The 16404-nt window shown below is 42.0% G+C and carries 15 protein-coding genes; 4 read left to right on the top strand and 11 right to left on the bottom strand.

Annotated features, from left to right (window positions below; all coding sequences use genetic code 11):
• Positions 1 to 30 precede the first annotated feature (30 nt).
• Positions 31 to 852: an NAD(P)-binding domain-containing protein gene (locus tag NY014_RS13720; RefSeq protein WP_259415150.1), complete on the top strand. Its 822-nt coding sequence runs from the start codon at positions 31 to 33 to the stop codon at positions 850 to 852.
• A 39-nt stretch (positions 853 to 891) separates the two neighbouring features.
• Positions 892 to 3018, top strand: a complete 2127-nt coding sequence (locus tag NY014_RS13715) for an outer membrane protein assembly factor BamB family protein (RefSeq protein WP_259415149.1) — start codon at positions 892 to 894, stop codon at positions 3016 to 3018.
• Here NY014_RS13715 and NY014_RS13710 read toward each other — a convergent pair.
• Positions 3008 to 3295: a hypothetical protein gene (locus tag NY014_RS13710; RefSeq protein ID WP_259415148.1), complete on the bottom strand. Its 288-nt coding sequence runs from the start codon at positions 3293 to 3295 to the stop codon at positions 3008 to 3010. The genes NY014_RS13715 and NY014_RS13710 overlap by 11 nt on opposite strands.
• A gap of 335 nt (positions 3296 to 3630) precedes the next feature.
• Between NY014_RS13710 and NY014_RS13705 the strand changes: the two genes are divergently transcribed.
• Entirely contained in the window at positions 3631 to 4776 is a 1146-nt protein-coding gene (locus tag NY014_RS13705) for an acyl-CoA dehydrogenase family protein (protein ID WP_290427053.1), read from the top strand.
• A gap of 85 nt (positions 4777 to 4861) precedes the next feature.
• On the opposite strand, the gene xerD is transcribed toward NY014_RS13705, so the two are convergent.
• Together xerD and NY014_RS13695 are read right to left on the bottom strand one after the other, a co-directional pair.
• Positions 4862 to 5779, bottom strand: coding sequence for a site-specific tyrosine recombinase XerD (gene xerD, locus NY014_RS13700; RefSeq protein WP_259415147.1), 918 nt, complete (start codon positions 5777 to 5779; stop codon positions 4862 to 4864).
• 170 nt (positions 5780 to 5949) lie between these two features.
• A complete protein-coding gene (locus NY014_RS13695) occupies positions 5950 to 6435 on the bottom strand; it encodes a peptide deformylase (RefSeq protein ID WP_259415146.1) in 486 nt (161 codons plus the stop codon).
• A 248-nt stretch (positions 6436 to 6683) separates the two neighbouring features.
• Here NY014_RS13695 and NY014_RS13690 point away from each other — a divergent pair, with 248 nt between their 5' ends.
• Positions 6684 to 8594 (top strand): ABC-F family ATP-binding cassette domain-containing protein, encoded by a 1911-nt coding sequence (locus NY014_RS13690; protein WP_259415145.1) that lies wholly within the window; start codon positions 6684 to 6686, stop codon positions 8592 to 8594.
• 173 nt (positions 8595 to 8767) lie between these two features.
• Here NY014_RS13690 and NY014_RS13685 read toward each other — a convergent pair whose 3' ends face one another.
• The 8 genes from NY014_RS13685 to NY014_RS13650 form a co-directional block, all read right to left on the bottom strand.
• A complete protein-coding gene (locus NY014_RS13685) occupies positions 8768 to 9484 on the bottom strand; it encodes a DNA alkylation repair protein (protein ID WP_259415144.1) in 717 nt (238 codons plus the stop codon).
• A 118-nt stretch (positions 9485 to 9602) separates the two neighbouring features.
• The gene (locus NY014_RS13680; protein WP_259415143.1) at positions 9603 to 10469 is read right to left on the bottom strand and encodes a nucleoside phosphorylase; all 867 of its coding nucleotides are present in this window, start codon (positions 10467 to 10469) and stop codon (positions 9603 to 9605) included.
• Positions 10441 to 11445 carry an oxygen-dependent tRNA uridine(34) hydroxylase TrhO gene (trhO, locus tag NY014_RS13675; protein ID WP_259415142.1) on the bottom strand — a complete coding sequence of 335 codons (1005 nt, stop codon included), beginning with the start codon at positions 11443 to 11445 and terminating at the stop codon, positions 10441 to 10443. Before trhO ends, NY014_RS13680 begins: the two co-directional genes overlap by 29 nt.
• Before the next feature lie 90 nt (positions 11446 to 11535).
• Positions 11536 to 12168 (bottom strand): acetyltransferase, encoded by a 633-nt coding sequence (locus NY014_RS13670; protein WP_259415141.1) that lies wholly within the window; start codon positions 12166 to 12168, stop codon positions 11536 to 11538.
• A gap of 56 nt (positions 12169 to 12224) precedes the next feature.
• Positions 12225 to 13520 (bottom strand): DUF2851 family protein, encoded by a 1296-nt coding sequence (locus NY014_RS13665; RefSeq protein ID WP_259415140.1) that lies wholly within the window; start codon positions 13518 to 13520, stop codon positions 12225 to 12227.
• A gap of 74 nt (positions 13521 to 13594) precedes the next feature.
• The gene (gene pyrF / locus NY014_RS13660; protein WP_259415139.1) at positions 13595 to 14410 is read right to left on the bottom strand and encodes an orotidine-5'-phosphate decarboxylase; all 816 of its coding nucleotides are present in this window, start codon (positions 14408 to 14410) and stop codon (positions 13595 to 13597) included.
• Between the two features lie 52 nt (positions 14411 to 14462).
• Entirely contained in the window at positions 14463 to 15296 is an 834-nt protein-coding gene (locus NY014_RS13655) for a lysylphosphatidylglycerol synthase transmembrane domain-containing protein (protein ID WP_259415138.1), read from the bottom strand.
• Between the two features lie 146 nt (positions 15297 to 15442).
• A complete protein-coding gene (locus tag NY014_RS13650; protein ID WP_259415137.1) occupies positions 15443 to 16387 on the bottom strand; it encodes a glycosyltransferase family 2 protein in 945 nt (314 codons plus the stop codon).
• Between the last annotated feature and the right edge of the window lie 17 nt (positions 16388 to 16404).

The following is a 16404-nucleotide window of genomic DNA, read 5'->3' as shown; positions in this document are numbered from 1 at the left end:
CCAAATGGGAGGTTTTTTATTTTTGACTCAATGAAAAAAATCTCCATAATAGGTCTGGGCTGGATAGGATTACCCTTGGCAAAAAAACTAATCGAAAAGGGCTATTCTGTCTTGGGAAGCACCACTTCTTCAGAAAAAGCTGAGAAACTGCAAAAAGAAGGAGTTCTGGCAGTTCATTTTTCCCTCAACCCTTATCCTACTGGAACTGCATTTCAAAAGCTTTTTCAAGCAGATATTTTGGTTCTAAATATTCCACCAAAAAGTCGGACTGATGGTGGAGAAAATTATTTGGAGCAATTGAAGTTTTTAAAAGACCTTATTTCCAATTCTTCCATTCAAAAAGTCCTTTATGTGAGTTCGACTGGCGTATATCCAAACCAAAACCGGGCGGAGGAATATCAAGAAGATGAGATCCTTACCGCAGAATCTGCGGGGAATGTAGCCTTATGGAAAGCAGAACAATATCTTAAAGAGAATCTTCCTGAAGAATTGACCATTTTACGCTTTGGTGGACTCTTGGGTGATGATCGGATTCCAGGGAAATATTTTGCAGGAAAAAATCAGGTCGTAGGCCATACACGAGTTAATTACATTCATCGAGAAGATGCCGTTGGCATGATGACTCATATACTGGAGCATGAACTTTGGGGTGAAACCTTCAATGGAGTAGCCCCCCTTCATCCCACAAGAAAAGCGGTTTATGAAAAAAATGCTGCTGAATTAGGTATTGGCCTGCCGGCGAGCTTTGCCCAACCTGAAGACGAAGGTCAGCGAATCATCTCTTCAAAGAAAATTCTCCAAACAGGATTTGAATTTTCTTTCCCTGACCCCTTGGACTTCCCCTACAATTGAGTAAAAAGATGAGGTCATTTTTTTGTATAATTACTAACTATGAGAAAATTCCAATGGCTATTTATCTTCATTCTCTTCTTCTGGAGTTGTAAATCCAAAAACCAAAGAACAGACTACACCGACTGGTCCTACTACGGAGGACCGGCTGATGGAACTCGCTATTCCTCCCTCCAACAAATCAATCGGGACAATGTTGCCAACCTGGAAGTAGCTTGGACTTATCGAACTGGCGATGCCACTGAGCGCTCACAAATTCAATGTCAGCCCATAGTTAAAAATGGGATTTTATATGGAACCACTCCGCGACTTCATGTTTTTGCATTGGATGCAGAGACAGGAGAAGAAATCTGGCGTTTGGATCCATTTGAGATTTTGGGAGGTGAAAATTCCTGGGCAGGGACAAATCGAGGCGTAAGCTATTGGGAAAAAGGGGAAGATAAACGCATCCTTTTTGGAGCTGGAAATTGGCTCATGGCAGTAAATGCATTAACAGGTGAACCTATTCGCGATTTTGGTGACAATGGAAAAATAGATCTCCGCAAAGGTTTGGATACCGATCGGGAAGATTTTTTAATCGTAGCTAATGCACCAGGAATGGTATTCGAAGATTTGATTATCATGGGAATGCGCCTTTCTGAAGGATTGGATGCAGCCCCCGGACATATTCGTGCTTACCATATTCCAACTGGAAAGCTTGAATGGATTTTCCATACCATCCCTCATGAGGGTGAGGAAGGGTATGACACTTGGGACCCACTGTACATTCAGCAAATTGGAGGAGCAAATAACTGGGCTGGAATGGCCGTTGACTATGAAAGAGGGATTGTATTTGTCCCGACTGGCTCGGCTACTTATGACTTTTGGGGAGGCTACAGACAGGGGGACAATCTTTATGCAAATTCTCTTCTTGCGCTAGATGCAAAAACAGGCAAAAAAATATGGCACTTTCAGGGTGTTCACCATGATATTTGGGATCGGGATTTTCCATCTCCGCCAAGCCTTATCCGTGTAGAAAAAGATGGAGAATGGATTGATGCGGTGGCTCAAACCTCCAAGCAAGGCTACACCTATGTTTTCAACCGAGAGACAGGGGAGCCGCTTTGGCCAATCGTGGAGCAACAAGTACCACAAAGCATCATGCCAGGTGAAAATACAAGCCCTACCCAACCTATCCCTTCCCTACCTGAACCGTTCATGAGGATGGTTTTTGAAGAAAAGGATATTTTGAATCTCAAACCCGAATGGGAAGCTGATATTCGAACTCAATTACAAAATGCCCAATATGGCGATATGTGGCTCCCTCCACATCCTGATTATCCCATCGTTTTGTTTCCAGGAATGGACGGTGGTGCCGAATGGGGAGGTTCAGCCTTTGATCCCGAAAGCCAAACCCTCTTTGTAAATGCCAATCAAATTCCTTGGCTAATTGAGATGACTGCCAATGCAGAATTTGAAAATTTAGGGCAAACAGTTTACACGAATTACTGTGGAAACTGCCATGGTTTGGAGCAAAAGGGAAACCCGCCAGCCATCCCTGCATTGATTGGACTCGAAGAAAAATACAGCCCTGACTCTTTGCATTTTCTTTTGAAAAAAGGACGTGGAGCCATGCCTGCTTTTGATTATTTGAGTGATGAACAACGGGAAGTTTTGGTGGAATTTTTACTCGGAAAGACCGAAAAAGGAGATAAAAAAGAGCCTGAATCCCAGAACGCTCCTTTAGCCCCTCGATATTACATGACCGGCTATCAGAAACTCCTGACTAAGGAAGGACTTTATGGTTCCAATCCACCTTGGGGAGTCTTGACTGCCCTCGATTTGCGAACAGGTCTCAAAAAATGGCAGGTTCCTTTAGGAGAAATCGATTCATTGACACAGATGGGCTTCCCTAAAACAGGTACCGAAAACTACGGTGGCCCAGCTGTCACGGCAGGTGGTTTGTTGTTTATTGCGGCTACCAAGGATGAAAAAATCAGAGCTTTCGATAAGGAAACTGGAGAAATTCTTTGGGAAGCAAAACTTCCTGCTGCAGGACATGCCACCCCGGCTGTCTATGAGCGAAATGGGAAACAGTTTTTGGTAATTGCTTGTGGTGGCGGAAAAGGAACCAAAAGTGGGGATAACTATGTGGCTTTTGCCCTTCCCGATCAGCTGATCAAAAACTAGAATTTTTTCCCATAGATTTTATTTGAAGGCGGATTAACTCCAATTGTTCATTTGCTCTGGACTTGACATGGTCCAAGAGATGACTGGTAGTATTTATTTTATCGGAACGGATGATTTCTACCTGAACCAACTGCTCCAATTCTTTTAATCGCCTCTCCTGCCTTTTCTTCTGTTGCGCATATTCCCGAAAAAGGAAGAAATGCAAAAAGCCAAAACCCACCAACACTAAGAAAGTCAGGGAAAATAAAATTACATCTTGAACACTGGAAAAGTACATGGTTTGTTAATGGCTATTTCAGGCTTCTCAAATCTAAGCCTGAATATCCATCCCTGAAATACGACAAAGTACCTATTTGATCAGGTTTAGCAAACAGGGCAAAATTCTGAATTTCATTCTGTTTGTAACTAAATATTGAAAACCTTTTAAAACGAATATTATTAACTCATCTACTCAGACCAAAATTGAAAAATTTGGGAAATGGAAAGCGTGTAAAAAATGATTAACTTTTTTGCGTGATTCCCCCAATCTTCTATGGAAATGAAGCGTTTGCTGATCCCAAACCAAATTTTAATCTTGGGGTTTGATATAGAGAAAATAAACCCAAATAATCCATGTTGAATTTTACCATGAATGAAAATCAGCGCATGATCGCTGATATGATCCGCGATTTTGGAGCGAAGGAAATCACCCCTTTTCGAAAAGATTGGGATGATAGACAGCATTTCCCAATAGAACTTTTTAAAAAACTGGGGCAACTGGGACTAATGGGAGTATTGGTTCCCCATGAATACGGAGGAGCTGGATTTGGATACTTTGAGTATGTTACCGCCATCGCCGAATTAGCCAAATTGGATCCTGCAATCGGATTGTCCATGGCAGCTCACAATTCCCTTTGCACCAACCATATTATGATGTTTGGCTCTACAGAACAAAAACAAAAATACCTTCCTAAACTCGCTACCTGCGAATGGCTCGGGGCTTGGGGATTGACAGAGCCCAATACCGGTTCGGATGCTGGCAATATGCGTACTGTAGCAAAAAAAGAAGGCGATTATTACATCATCAACGGAGCCAAGAACTTCATTACCCATGGTTACTCGGGAGATGTGGCTGTCGTCATTGCCCGTACAGGAGAAATCGGGGATTCACATGGTATGACTGCTTTTGTGATAGAAAAGGGAACTCCCGGTTTCCGAGGAGGTAGAAAAGAAGACAAATTGGGAATGCGCGCATCAGAGACAGCTGAGATGATTTTTGAGGACTGCAAAGTCCATGAAAGCCAGGTTTTGGGAGAAGTAGGCGAAGGATTTATCCAATCCATGAAAGTTTTGGATGGAGGTAGAATTTCCATTGCAGCACTTTCTTTGGGAATTGCCGAGGGGGCATTGGAAGCCTCTATTCAATACTCTAAGGAGCGACAGCAATTCAATCAGCCCATCAGCAAGTTTCAGGGGATTTCATTCAAACTCGCCGATATGGCTACTCAAGTTGAAGCAGCAAGCTTATTGACTTTTAAAGCAGCTGACCTCAAAAACCGAGGAGAAAAAGTAACCCTGGAAGGAGCTCAGGCAAAATATTATGCTTCCGAAGTAGCTGTTTCTGTTTCGAATGAAGCCGTACAGATTTTTGGAGGGTACGGCTTTACCAAGGACTATCCCGTTGAAAAATATTACCGAGACGCCAAACTCTGCACTATCGGTGAGGGCACTTCTGAGATCCAAAAACTGGTGATTTCGAGAGAGGTTTTGAGGAAGTGAAACTTCAAAAACCACCTTTAAATTTATGACAGTCCGAGTGGAGTCGAAGGGTTCTCGACTCCACTCGGACTGACAATCGCAATTGCTAAATTTCTTTCCGGTTCCTAGGATGAAAATCCGTCAATACCTGACGAAGGTAATCCCGATCCAAATGGGTGTAAATCTCGGTAGTAGTGATGCTTTCGTGTCCCAGCATTTCCTGTACTGCACGAAGATCAGCACCTCCTTCAATTAGATGGGTGGCAAAGGAATGCCGAAAAGTGTGAGGGCTTACATTTTTTTCAATTCCAACCCTTGCTACCGAATCTTTGATGATCATAAAAACCATCACCCGGCTCAATTTTTTCCCACGGCGATTTAAGAAAACATACTCCTCATGACCCCGGGCGATGTCTTGATGATTCCGAACTTCCTTTAGGTAGATATTCAAATACTTCAGGGCATCTTTTCCGACAGGAACCAATCGTTCCTTATTTCCTTTCCCTACAATGCGAAGGAATCCAACATCTTCAAAAATCTGGCTCTTCTTCAAATTGATCAGTTCCGAAACCCGCAAACCACTGCTGTAAAGCAGTTCAAGCATGGCCCGATTGCGATGTCCCTGTGCATCACCTAAAGGAATACCTTCCAAGATTTGATTGATTTCATGAAAACTCAAAGTATCGGGGAGTTTTCGCCCAAGACGAGGTGCTTCCAAAAGCTGGGCCGGGTCATTGGATATTAGCTCTTCATAAACCAAAAACTTATAAAAGGCTTTGATTCCGGAGATTATGCGTGCTTGTGTAAATTCAGATATTTCCAATTTTCCCAGCATCCCTACAAATTCCCGAAGTTGCTTAGTCTCTACCTCAGTAGGTCCCAATGAGGGATATTCATTCTCTAAAAAATGGGAGAGTTTTTCGACATCCGAACAATAAGCCTGAATGGAATTTTCACTTAGCGAACGCTCAATTTTCAGGTAATGGCGAAACTGTTTGATGAAATTTTCCCAGGATTTGGACATGATTAAAATTTATGAGAGAAGATCAAAAATGGAGCCATGAATTAATGAATGAAAAACATTGAAATACGGTGGAAATAGGCTCCGATAAATCGGAGCGAAATATCTGGTTAAGCGGCTGATCATACTATTTCACCGAGCGAAGCGAGGTGTATTTCAACTGTATTTCTAACCTAAACTCTCCAACGAAAACTCTTCTTATCGATCGCCCGCATCGTGCAGAGCACTCCATCAAGATGATCATATTCGTGTTGGATTAATTCAGAATTGGCTCCCTCCACATTCCAACTCTGCTTTTCCCAGTTTTCATCTACATATTCCAGGGTCAAGCTTTGGTGTCGCTCCACTTTTACGAATAGGTTGGGAAAAGACATACAATCGTCCCACAATTCAAACTTCTCCTCACTCAAATTTTTCAGTTCGGGATTGATAATGATGTAAGGTCGGTCCAGATTGAGGTAGAACATCCGCTTCATAATCCCCAATTGAGGGGCGGCAATTCCCCTTCCAAAGCCATACACTCGACGAATATCCTCCATGGCCTCATGAAGCTGCTGAGTCCATTTGGGGACTTGCGACAATTCAGACTGAAATACCGGCTCGCATACCTGATACAATTTGGGATCGCCGAGTTTGAGAATGTCATGAATGGTTTTCATGGAAGAAAGATAGGCTTTGCCAAAAAAATGTAAAAGGTTAAAAAGAAATACGATAGAAATATCGTAGAAATACGTCTCGCTTCGCTCAATGAATTATTAATGAATCAAGTTTCAAAATTCAGGTTTTTTATTCATTTCACTTAACAATTCCCCGGCGAATTTCTTTTGAACCTCAACTATATTTTACCCTCATTGATTAGGAGATATTTCAACCGTATTTCTATCCTATTTTCCCTTACTTTTGCCCCATGAATTACCTATCTGTTGAGAATCTCAGCAAGGCTTTCGGGGAGCGTAAGCTTTTTTCAAATATTTCCTTTGGCATCTCTCAAGGCCAAAAAATCGCCTTGGTTGGTATCAATGGTGCCGGCAAGTCCACCTTGATGAAAATCATCATGGGTTTGGAAATCCCGGATTCAGGAGAAGTCGCTATCAACCAGTCAGTAAAAATTGCATATGTGCATCAAAATCCTGTTTTCGAAGCTCAACTCACCATTTACCAAGCAATTTTCGACCAAAGCAATTCGGAAATCCTTCAGGTGATCGAAGCTTATCATCGGGCACTTTTAGAATCCGAAAGAGGGAATGCCTCCCCGGAAAAACTTAGTAAGCTCTACGAAAAAATGGACGCTCTTCAGGCTTGGGATTTTGAATATCAGGTCAAAGAAGTACTAGGGAAACTAGGTCTCCACGATACCGATTTGCCGGTTGGGAACCTTTCCGGAGGCCAACGAAAAAGAGTGGCGTTAGCCAAGGCGATTTTGGAAAAACCGGATTTGCTTTTACTTGACGAACCTACCAACCACCTTGATCTGGAAACGATCGAATGGCTGGAAGATTACCTCTCAAAGGCCAATCTCTCCTTATTCATGGTCACACATGATCGGTATTTTTTGGATAAGGTCACCAATGAAATTTTGGAACTCGACAATGGTAAAATCTATCGATACCAAGGTAATTACAGCTATTTCCTCGAAAAAAAGGCGGAGCGACGTGAAATCGAGGATTTAGAAATTGAAAAAGCCAAAAGCCTTTACAAAAAGGAATTGGAATGGATTCGACGCCAACCCAAGGCCCGAGGAACCAAAGCCAAGTATCGGATCGATGCTTTTGAAGAAACCAAGGAAAAAGCCTTCACGCAGCGGGAAGAACGGGACATCGAACTTTCCTTATCCACTCAGCGACTAGGGAACAAAATTCTTGAATTGGAACATCTTCATAAGTCCTATGGAGAGAAGACTTTAATCAAGGATTTTTCCTATGTGTTTAAAAAGAAAGACAGAATCGGGATTGTTGGGCCAAATGGGGCTGGAAAAACCACCTTTCTTCAAATGATTACTGGTTTGATCAATCCAGATTCAGGAAAAATCACAGTGGGTCAGACCACGGCTTTTGGCTATTATAGGCAGGAGGAAGATCGATTTGATGAGGAAAAGCGACTTATTGACGTAGTCAAGGAGGTGGCAGAAGTGGTTGTGCTGGACAAAGGACAAACGATCACCGTAAGTCAATTTTTGAACCGATTTGGATTTCCACCCAAGCAGCAATTTACCCCTATCGGGAAATTGAGTGGTGGGGAGCGACGCAGACTCCAACTCCTCATGGTCTTGATCAAGAATCCCAACTTTCTGATTTTGGACGAGCCAACCAATGATTTGGATTTGATGACTTTGAATGTATTGGAGGAGTTTTTGGATGATTTCCCTGGCTGCTTGGTCATCGTATCCCACGATAGATACTTTATGGATCGATTGGTTGATCATTTGTTTGTATTTGAAGGAGAAGGAGAAATCCGAGATTTCCCTGGAAACTATACGGATCTTCGTGAATGGGAAAAAGAAAACAGTACTAAGAATCAAGTCCCTAGTATCAAGAAAGTAGAGGAAAAAACGGCGAACAAAGAAAGCGTAGAAAATCCTGGTGCTGTAGCAAAGAATAAAGCGAGTTACAAGCAAAAGCAGGAGTTCAAAAAAATCACAGAAACTATCGGGAATCTGGAAGAAGAAAAAGCTCAACTAACCGAAAAGATTTCATCGGGGATAGATGATCATCAGGAATTACTGGAATTGTCCAACCGAATCGCAGAAATCGATGGAGAATTGGAAGAGCTTGAAATGGCTTGGTTGGAGTTGAGTGAATTAGAAGGAATAGAAGGCTAAAGCCTTGAAAGACGTTAGAAATATGCCCGAAAAATCGGGCGAAATACATTTCATGAAATATGACTCCCTTCAGGAGTCGAAATAGGCAATCACTTCAACAAAAGGCTCGGCTTGAATCAACTATATTTCACCGACCAGCGGGAGGTGTATTTCAACTGTATTTCCATTGTATTTCATAAATTCCCTTTCAAAAAATCCTGCCTCAAATTTTCCGGGAACTTCTCAATCGCATAGCGTAAAGCTGTTCGTGGCAGGGTTTGATAATGCTTTTTCAGAAACTCCTGTTCTGTTTCAAAATCCTGATTCCCAATCTCCCGTAGCATCCATCCTACTGCTTTATGCATCAGATCATGGGGATGACCTTTGAGTTTTTCAGCCAAAGCCAAAGCATCCGAAAATTCACCCTTTTTTATCCAATGGTAACTACTGATCATTGCAATCCGCTGTCTCCATAAATGTCCCGAATCGGCTAATTCATAAAACAAATTTTTCTCTTTTTTGAAATAAAATTCACCCAAAATCTGATGACAGGAAGTATCTGTTAAATCCCAATTATTGATGAAGTCCAGATGCTCCAAATAAAAGTCAACCAGCTCCTTTTTCCCAGCTTCTGTTTTAGTCTTTTCATAGCGATACACCAAAGCCAAAAGACCCGTCAGCCGAACTTCATGGAAGGGATTTTGAACCAATTCAGCTAATTCTTCCAAACTGATTTCCTTAAAAAACTGCTTGGCAATCTTCCGCTGATCGGGAACTTTTACACCCAAAAACTGATCTCCTTCCCCATATCCTCCGGGAAACGCTTTAAAAAACTTAGGGAAGAAGGCCGCCTTTTCGGGGATGGATTTATCCTTTAGCGCCTCAATGATTTGCTCGGTCAGTTCACTCATGACTAAAAGTAAAAAAGGCTGGCCAATCAACCAGCCTTTTGCCTAAATGAAAAACAAAGAAAAATGCGCCTAATTTCTCAAGCGCATTTCAAAGGATTATAATTGAAATTTTAACTAATCAGGAAACAAAAAGCTCCAAAGCTGTTTGAATAAGTTGATCCACAGTTTTAGCAGCATTGTCGTCAAATTCTTTCTTGGGCCTATTGGCAATGATGGCATTCAAGCTCAGCATCTCATGGCCAAGAAGTTTCCCGAGGCCATAATATCCGGCTGTTTCCATCTCAAAATTGGTGATTCGCTTCCTCCCTTCAAGATTGATGGCAGCGATTCGCTCCACCATTTGATTAAACCTAGGACGAAGTCTCACCTCTCTTCCCTGCGGGGCATAGAACCCGGGACAGGTTAGGGTAATTCCTTTCATAAATCGCTGATCTACTTTATCCAACAACTTGGAGGAAGCGGAAGCTTGATACGGTTGAAAACCTAAACCCAACTCCTTTTGGATCGCAGCTCCGATATACTGACTTTCTGGGAGTTCTGGATAATACTGCATCAAGGTATCCAGGCCAACTCCAATCTCTGAAGCAAGCAAAATCCCTACAGGAATATCTGCCTGCATACTTCCAGAGGTACCCAATCGGATGATTTGGAGGGACGTTTTTTCATCTTTTTCCTCACGAGTTTGCAAGTCCACATTCACCAAAGCATCCAACTCGGTCATGAGTATTTCGATATTATCTGTACCCATACCGGTACTCATCACGGTCAACCTCCTACCATTGAGCCAGCCTGTATGTGTGATAAATTCCCGCTTGTGGATTTTGACATCAATCTTGTCAAAATAGCGGGAAACTTGCTCTACCCGATCAGGATCCCCAACCGTAAAAACAAGTGAAGCCAAGTCCTCTGGCTTCAAATGCAAATGGTAAATACTTCCATCAGAATTGATGATCAGTTCAGATGCAGGAATCCTGTGCTTCTCCATGCAATTTTAGTATTTGATCTTTATTCGGTTTCCGAAAAAGCCCCTTGTAAGGATTATATCCATTCGTGTTTTTTTGATAATACCCTGTCCCATCATAAGGTCTTTTCTCCGGATGCTCCTTACATTCTGTAGAGCAGGCTCCTTCCATTTCCCAACCGCAGTTTTCACAAATCGGTACGTGTATATTGCAAGATGGATTGGCACAGTTGACCATGCGATCAGAGGGAGTTCCGCAAACGTGGCACTTGGAAATAATGGTTGGATTAACCTTGTTCACATCAACGGCAATTCGATTATCGAATACGTAGCATTTGCCTTCGAAATCCTCTCCTCCAGCTTCCATTCCATATTTGATGATACCTCCGTGAAGCTGATATACATCTTGGAATCCTTGCTCCAACAAATAGGCGGAAGCTTTTTCACACTTGATTCCCCCGGTACAATAGGTCAAAACCTTTTTGCCTTTGAGGTGCTCCAATTCCTTCACTTTTTCAGGGAAGTCACGGAAATTATCAATATCTAAGGTGATGGCATTTTTAAAGCGGCCCAACTCGTGCTCATAGTTGGAGCGAACATCCAAAATCACCACATCTTCCTGATCCTTCATTTTTTTGAATTCTTCAGGCTCCAGATGCTTACCTGTACGCACATTTGGATCTAAATGTCTCAATGAAGAATGGACAATCTCCGGCTTGTATCGCACATGGATTTTGGTGAAGGCATGTCCGTCATGCTCATCAATTTTAAATTCTGTTTTAGCGAAACGTGGATCGGCATGAATATATGCCATGTACTTTTCACAATCTTCTTTGAGACCTGAAACGGTACCATTCAGACCTTCATCAGAAATGATGATTCTACCCCGGATGTTGTTTTCCACGCAAAACAAGTGGTGCTGCTCTCTGTACTCTTCAGGGTTTTCGATTTTTGCATAGCAATAGTACAGGAGGATTTGGTAATCTTTCTTTTGTTCCATAACGCTAGCCCTGTTTCAGCAGGGTGTTAAAGGATTTTTTGATTTACGATTTAAAGGAATACGAAACTTGTATGCCTAGTTGTTTCATTTTTAAACTTTTGCCGCTGGATTCCCAAAAACCGTTTCATTCGCTCCAACGGATGAAATAACGACCGATCCGGCTCCTACACGGGCATTTTTCCCAATGGTCACTCCCGAAACGATGGTTACCCCAGAACCGATAAATGCTCCCTCTTCGATGGTCACTTCGGAATTAATTATTGATCCGGCACCGATCTGCACAAAATCTCCAATCTTGGCTTTGTGATCCACAATGGCACCTGTATGAAGAATACAGTGCTGACCGATAGTAGCTCCACTTCCTAAAACCACTTTTGCATTAATGAAATTTCCATGACCCAAAACCGCATCACTGGAAATAAAAGCGGTGCTATGAATGGCATTAATAGGCTGGACTTTTCTTCGCTCATTAAGCAATTCCACCAGAAACTTGCGGTACTTATTGTCATCAACAGCAACAAAAGCTTCCGCTTTTTTTCCGATCAGCTTTAGGAATCCATCATCCTCCGGATGCCCCAGTATTGGCACCGTGTTGATTTCAGTTCCGTGAAGACTCTCATCTTCATCAAGGAATCCGTACACCACGATCCCATTACTATTGAATATTTCCAAAGCTGGATGAGCAATTCCTTTCGCTCCGAAAATTATGACTGGATTGTCCATAGGTTATTTCAAATTCGGATTGCAAAAGTACAGCAAATCAAGAGCATCCCCAAAAATCATTTGCCTTCGGACTTAAGCAGGCTTTGGGCGACCTTACATTGAAGGCATTTTTTAGGAGTACAATAGCTCCGATACAAGCCAATCATTCCCTGAGAATCGAAGGCATTTTCGGCCTTCCAACCGGCCTCACCGAATTTTCGAATGATGAAATTACTCTCTGAGGGGATTCCTTGTAAGAGATCAAAACAACGTTCTTTCCACTCGGGATTTTCAAAATATCGCCCGTAAGCAAACCACAGCGGCATCACAAAATTGATGGTCAATAATTGTAAAACTGTGCCCGAAATTCCTCTGGAAGCCGATTTTTCTGAAGGCTTACCAAAGGAATAATGGAATTGCCAATAATCTGAAGGCTTTACTTGTAGTAATTTTTTAAAGGAAGAAAAGTCTCTTGAATCCTGCATCACTGCCTGAAAAAGGTTTGGAGCCTGAGCTAAAATTGCTGCCAGTTGGGCGATGCGAAGCGTAGGAAAATTACTGGGACGAACTCCCTTGAAATTCCAATGTTGACGCTTCAAACCCTGATCCCATGCGAATTTTTTCTGATAAAAATCATGCTCTCGAATCAAGTGTCGAATATAGGGCTCATCAGTCTCGGGAGGTAATAAGCCGGACTGACCAAAAAGCATAGCCTCCAATGCGGAAATTTGGCTTCGGTGCTTTTGGAGAATTTTGTATGGAATCAAACTTGACAAATCCTGCATAGGCTGGCTGTTGGTTTTAAATCCAAAACAATGAAATAACCATCGATAAGCGGTTTCTTCCCAATCTCCTTTTGTTTCTTCGAGAATTTGAAGAAGCTGACCTGACTTTTCCTGAAGGCGCTCGACAAGTGCTTTTTCCAAAGCTGAAAACCGAATGATTTCCGGAACCTTAGCCAATGCATGAGCACAGGGTAAATCCTGATTGTAATCTAACAAACGCTCATAATTTCGCCAGATATCAAGAAAAATTTTCCCCTCTAGCTCCAAAGTTGGGATGGGAGTTCCGTCTTTTCTAAATACCTCCTTATCCTCTTTCCAAACCACATGAAGAATCACGGAATTATAAGCAGGATCTCCTTCATGTGCATGCTGTTTCCATTCAGAAGCAAACCGATGAACCTCCACATGGCCATGGAAATTGACTCCATCCAGAATAATCGAAGCCTCTCTAAAATCCGGACCTTCCCTATGATTGTGAATCCCAGCATTTAGGATTTGGAGTGATTGTCCATTGGAAGTTTGTAAACCCTTTCGATCAAAATATTGGTACTTCCAGACAAGCTGTAAAAAGTCTTCCCTAAAATTCATAAGCAATTACTAAAAGCTTATGGAATTTAAGAGATTAATTTCTGATTTTCAACTAATCTTACTGGATTTGAAAATTAAAGGTACTTATCCAACAATTCCTTCATTTCCAGTTGGAGCTTTTCGGCTTCTTTGCGGGCAGCTTTCCCAAAGTCCTTTTCATTAGAAGCATAGATAATTCCCCGGCTGGAATTCACCAAAAGTCCACAGGAAGAATTCATTCCGTATTTGGCAACTTCAGATAGGCTTCCACCTTGGGCTCCCACCCCGGGAACCAAGAAAAAATGCTCAGGAGCCGCCTTTCGCACCTCTCCAATCAGCTCACCACGGGTAGCGCCTACCACATACATTAGATTATCGGGTGTTCCCCAAGCCTGACTTTTTTCCAAAACAGACTGATAGAGCGCTTTGCCATTTTGATCTTGGATTAGTTGAAAATCCAAAGAGCCCTTATTGGAAGTGAGAGCCAAAAGAATTACCCATTTATTTTCAAATTCCAGAAAGGGAGTTACCGAATCTTCCCCCATGTAAGGCGCCACGGTTATGGAATCAAAATCCATCGATTCGAAAAACGCTTTTGCATAAAGTTTTGAGGTATTTCCAATATCTCCCCGCTTAGCATCGGCGATTGTAAATATATCAGCTGGAATAAGCTCTTCTACCTTAGCTAGCGTATCCCAACCCTTTGATCCCATAGCTTCAAAGAAAGCTATGTTCGGTTTATAAGCCACTGCAAAATCAGCTGTCTCCTCGATAATTGCTTTGCAAAAACTAAAAATCGGATCCGGCTCAGCAAGTAAATGACGAGGAATCTTTTCCAAATCCGGGTCAAGTCCTACGCAGAGGAAAGAGGATTTTTGCTGGATTTGGGCGAACAATTCGGATCGGGTCATGGGGATTTTTTAGGATTTTGACAAAAGTAAGGAATCCGAGCGAGTTCGAAAATCAACCAATAGAAGTATTGAATCTAACCTTCACAAAAGCCCCCACCAAAGAAACCCCAGCTGTAATCAGAAAAAAGATCAAACTGAACGCCACTGCAGCCGTTTCCTCTATCCCAGCATACTGATGGGCATAGACAAAGACCAATTCACGGGCTCCTACTCCTCCGATTGTCAGCGGAAGCACTGCCACAATGGATGAAAGCAAAAAGACCAATTGATAAGCAAGAATCTTTTCATCGATCCCCAAAGCCATTAAAATAAACCAAGCACAAATCAACTGCGCGATTTGTCCAGCAAAAGACCATAGATTTGCTGACCAAAAAGAGGGAAGAAAATCCTTAAATACTAGCTTTTGTACCAACCAAAATCCTGGAATCGTCAAAATCAATCCTGCGATCATCAAGCCATTCCAAAGGCTGCTTTCAAAAAATTCCAAATCAAGATCCACCAGCAAAAACAAACCAAACAATAAAAAAACTATCGCTACCAATCCCCCCAAGCGATCCAAGAGCGCGGCCTGAAGCAATTTTTTAACCGGAGTCTTGAATTCTTTATTGAGCAAATAGACCTTATAACCATCCCCTCCTATTCCTCCGGGAAGGAAAAGATTGTAAAACATGCCTACCAGATATAGACGGAAGTTGAGTTTTTCGGAAAGGATTAGGCCGATATTTTTGAAATATTGATTGAGACGAACTGCCGTAGCCACTTTGCTTAAGATAAAAAGTAGAACAGCAGGAATGAGCCAAAACCAATGGATGGTTTTTACCAAATCTAAAAGCTGCGTGGTATCAATTTTTCGAAAAACCAGATACAAGGCCAGGCCTGTTAACACAAGCTTGAAAAAAGTTTTTAACTGATTCTTGTATCGGGTCAATGGTTTATGAGGATTTTGAAGTTATTGGTTACTGAATTGTAAACAGTAATTTGAATTATCCAGACAAAGAAATTGAATGATGAATGATGAATTAAAAATAATCCCTATTTATTTCCTTCAAAAACGGACCTCACGGTGTAGGTCTTTTTATGCTGGGATTCGAAATAGGTTCTTACAATCATCTCGGCAATAATACCAGTAGTAATAAGCTGAATTCCACCCAAAATCAGAATAAAACCCAGAATCATAATGGGTCTTCCCCAGATATCTTCTCCCAATAGTTTCAACACCAAGAGATAAAAACTGATCACGGATCCGGCCAAAAATGACAAAAGACCTATCCCCCCAAAAAGGTGAATCGGGCGTTGAAGGTACTTTTGGAAAAATAGCATCAGAATTAAATCTGACATAACCTTGAACGTTCGACTCAAGCCATACTTCGAAGTTCCGTGAATCCTTGGATGATGCTTCACATCCACCTCGGTCATTCGAGCTCCTTGCTCCTTTGCTAATACAGGAATAAATCGATGCAATTCTCCATATAAACCCATATTTTGAGCGATTTCAGCTCGATACACCCGAAGCGTACAACCGTAATCACTTAGGTATACTTTCGTGGAATTTCGAATAATCCAATTGGCAATTTTGGAAGGGATTTTCCGAAGAACAAAGCCATCCTTTCGCTTGGCGCGCACACCTGCTACCACATCCCAATCTTCATCGATGGCTTTCTGAAGCATTCCGGGTATATCTGAAGGATCATTTTGCAGATCTCCATCCATGGTCACGATGTATTTCCCCTTCGCCAAATCAATTCCCGCTGCCAAGGCCGTGGTTTGCCCATAATTCCGATTGAAAATAATCAGCTTGGTTCGCTCATTGGCGTACTTCTTCACCTCTGCAACCGTCCCATCTGTCGATCCATCCTCTACTAAAATCACCTCATAATCCAAATCAGCCAAAGCTTCATAGGTTTGGTCAAGAAGGGGCAGGATGTTTTTTTCTTCATTGTAAACGGTAATGACTACCGATAAAAGTGGCTGGCTCATAGGATAAAATTTGGTCA

It is taken from the genome of Algoriphagus limi (genome assembly GCF_024919275.1).
GTDB lineage: Bacteria > Bacteroidota > Bacteroidia > Cytophagales > Cyclobacteriaceae > Algoriphagus > Algoriphagus limi.
Note: the sequence above shows the minus strand (reverse complement) of the source record. Positions and strands in the feature narration are given on the sequence as shown.

Bases quoted from the DNA above. Each gene is read 5' to 3' on its own strand.
- NY014_RS13720 (WP_259415150.1), top strand. From the start codon at position 31: ATGAAAAAAATCTCCATAATAGGTCTGGGCTGGATAGGATTACCCTTG.
- NY014_RS13715 (WP_259415149.1), top strand. From the start codon at position 892: ATGAGAAAATTCCAATGGCTATTTATCTTCATTCTCTTCTTCTGGAGT.
- NY014_RS13710 (WP_259415148.1), bottom strand. From the start codon at position 3,295: ATGTACTTTTCCAGTGTTCAAGATGTAATTTTATTTTCCCTGACTTTC.
- NY014_RS13705 (WP_290427053.1), top strand. From the start codon at position 3,631: ATGTTGAATTTTACCATGAATGAAAATCAGCGCATGATCGCTGATATG.
- xerD (WP_259415147.1), bottom strand. From the start codon at position 5,779: ATGTCCAAATCCTGGGAAAATTTCATCAAACAGTTTCGCCATTACCTG.
- NY014_RS13695 (WP_259415146.1), bottom strand. From the start codon at position 6,435: ATGAAAACCATTCATGACATTCTCAAACTCGGCGATCCCAAATTGTAT.
- NY014_RS13690 (WP_259415145.1), top strand. From the start codon at position 6,684: ATGAATTACCTATCTGTTGAGAATCTCAGCAAGGCTTTCGGGGAGCGT.
- NY014_RS13685 (WP_259415144.1), bottom strand. From the start codon at position 9,484: ATGAGTGAACTGACCGAGCAAATCATTGAGGCGCTAAAGGATAAATCC.
- NY014_RS13680 (WP_259415143.1), bottom strand. From the start codon at position 10,469: ATGGAGAAGCACAGGATTCCTGCATCTGAACTGATCATCAATTCTGAT.
- trhO (WP_259415142.1), bottom strand. From the start codon at position 11,445: ATGGAACAAAAGAAAGATTACCAAATCCTCCTGTACTATTGCTATGCA.
- NY014_RS13670 (WP_259415141.1), bottom strand. From the start codon at position 12,168: ATGGACAATCCAGTCATAATTTTCGGAGCGAAAGGAATTGCTCATCCA.
- NY014_RS13665 (WP_259415140.1), bottom strand. From the start codon at position 13,520: ATGAATTTTAGGGAAGACTTTTTACAGCTTGTCTGGAAGTACCAATAT.
- pyrF (WP_259415139.1), bottom strand. From the start codon at position 14,410: ATGACCCGATCCGAATTGTTCGCCCAAATCCAGCAAAAATCCTCTTTC.
- NY014_RS13650 (WP_259415137.1), bottom strand. From the start codon at position 16,387: ATGAGCCAGCCACTTTTATCGGTAGTCATTACCGTTTACAATGAAGAA.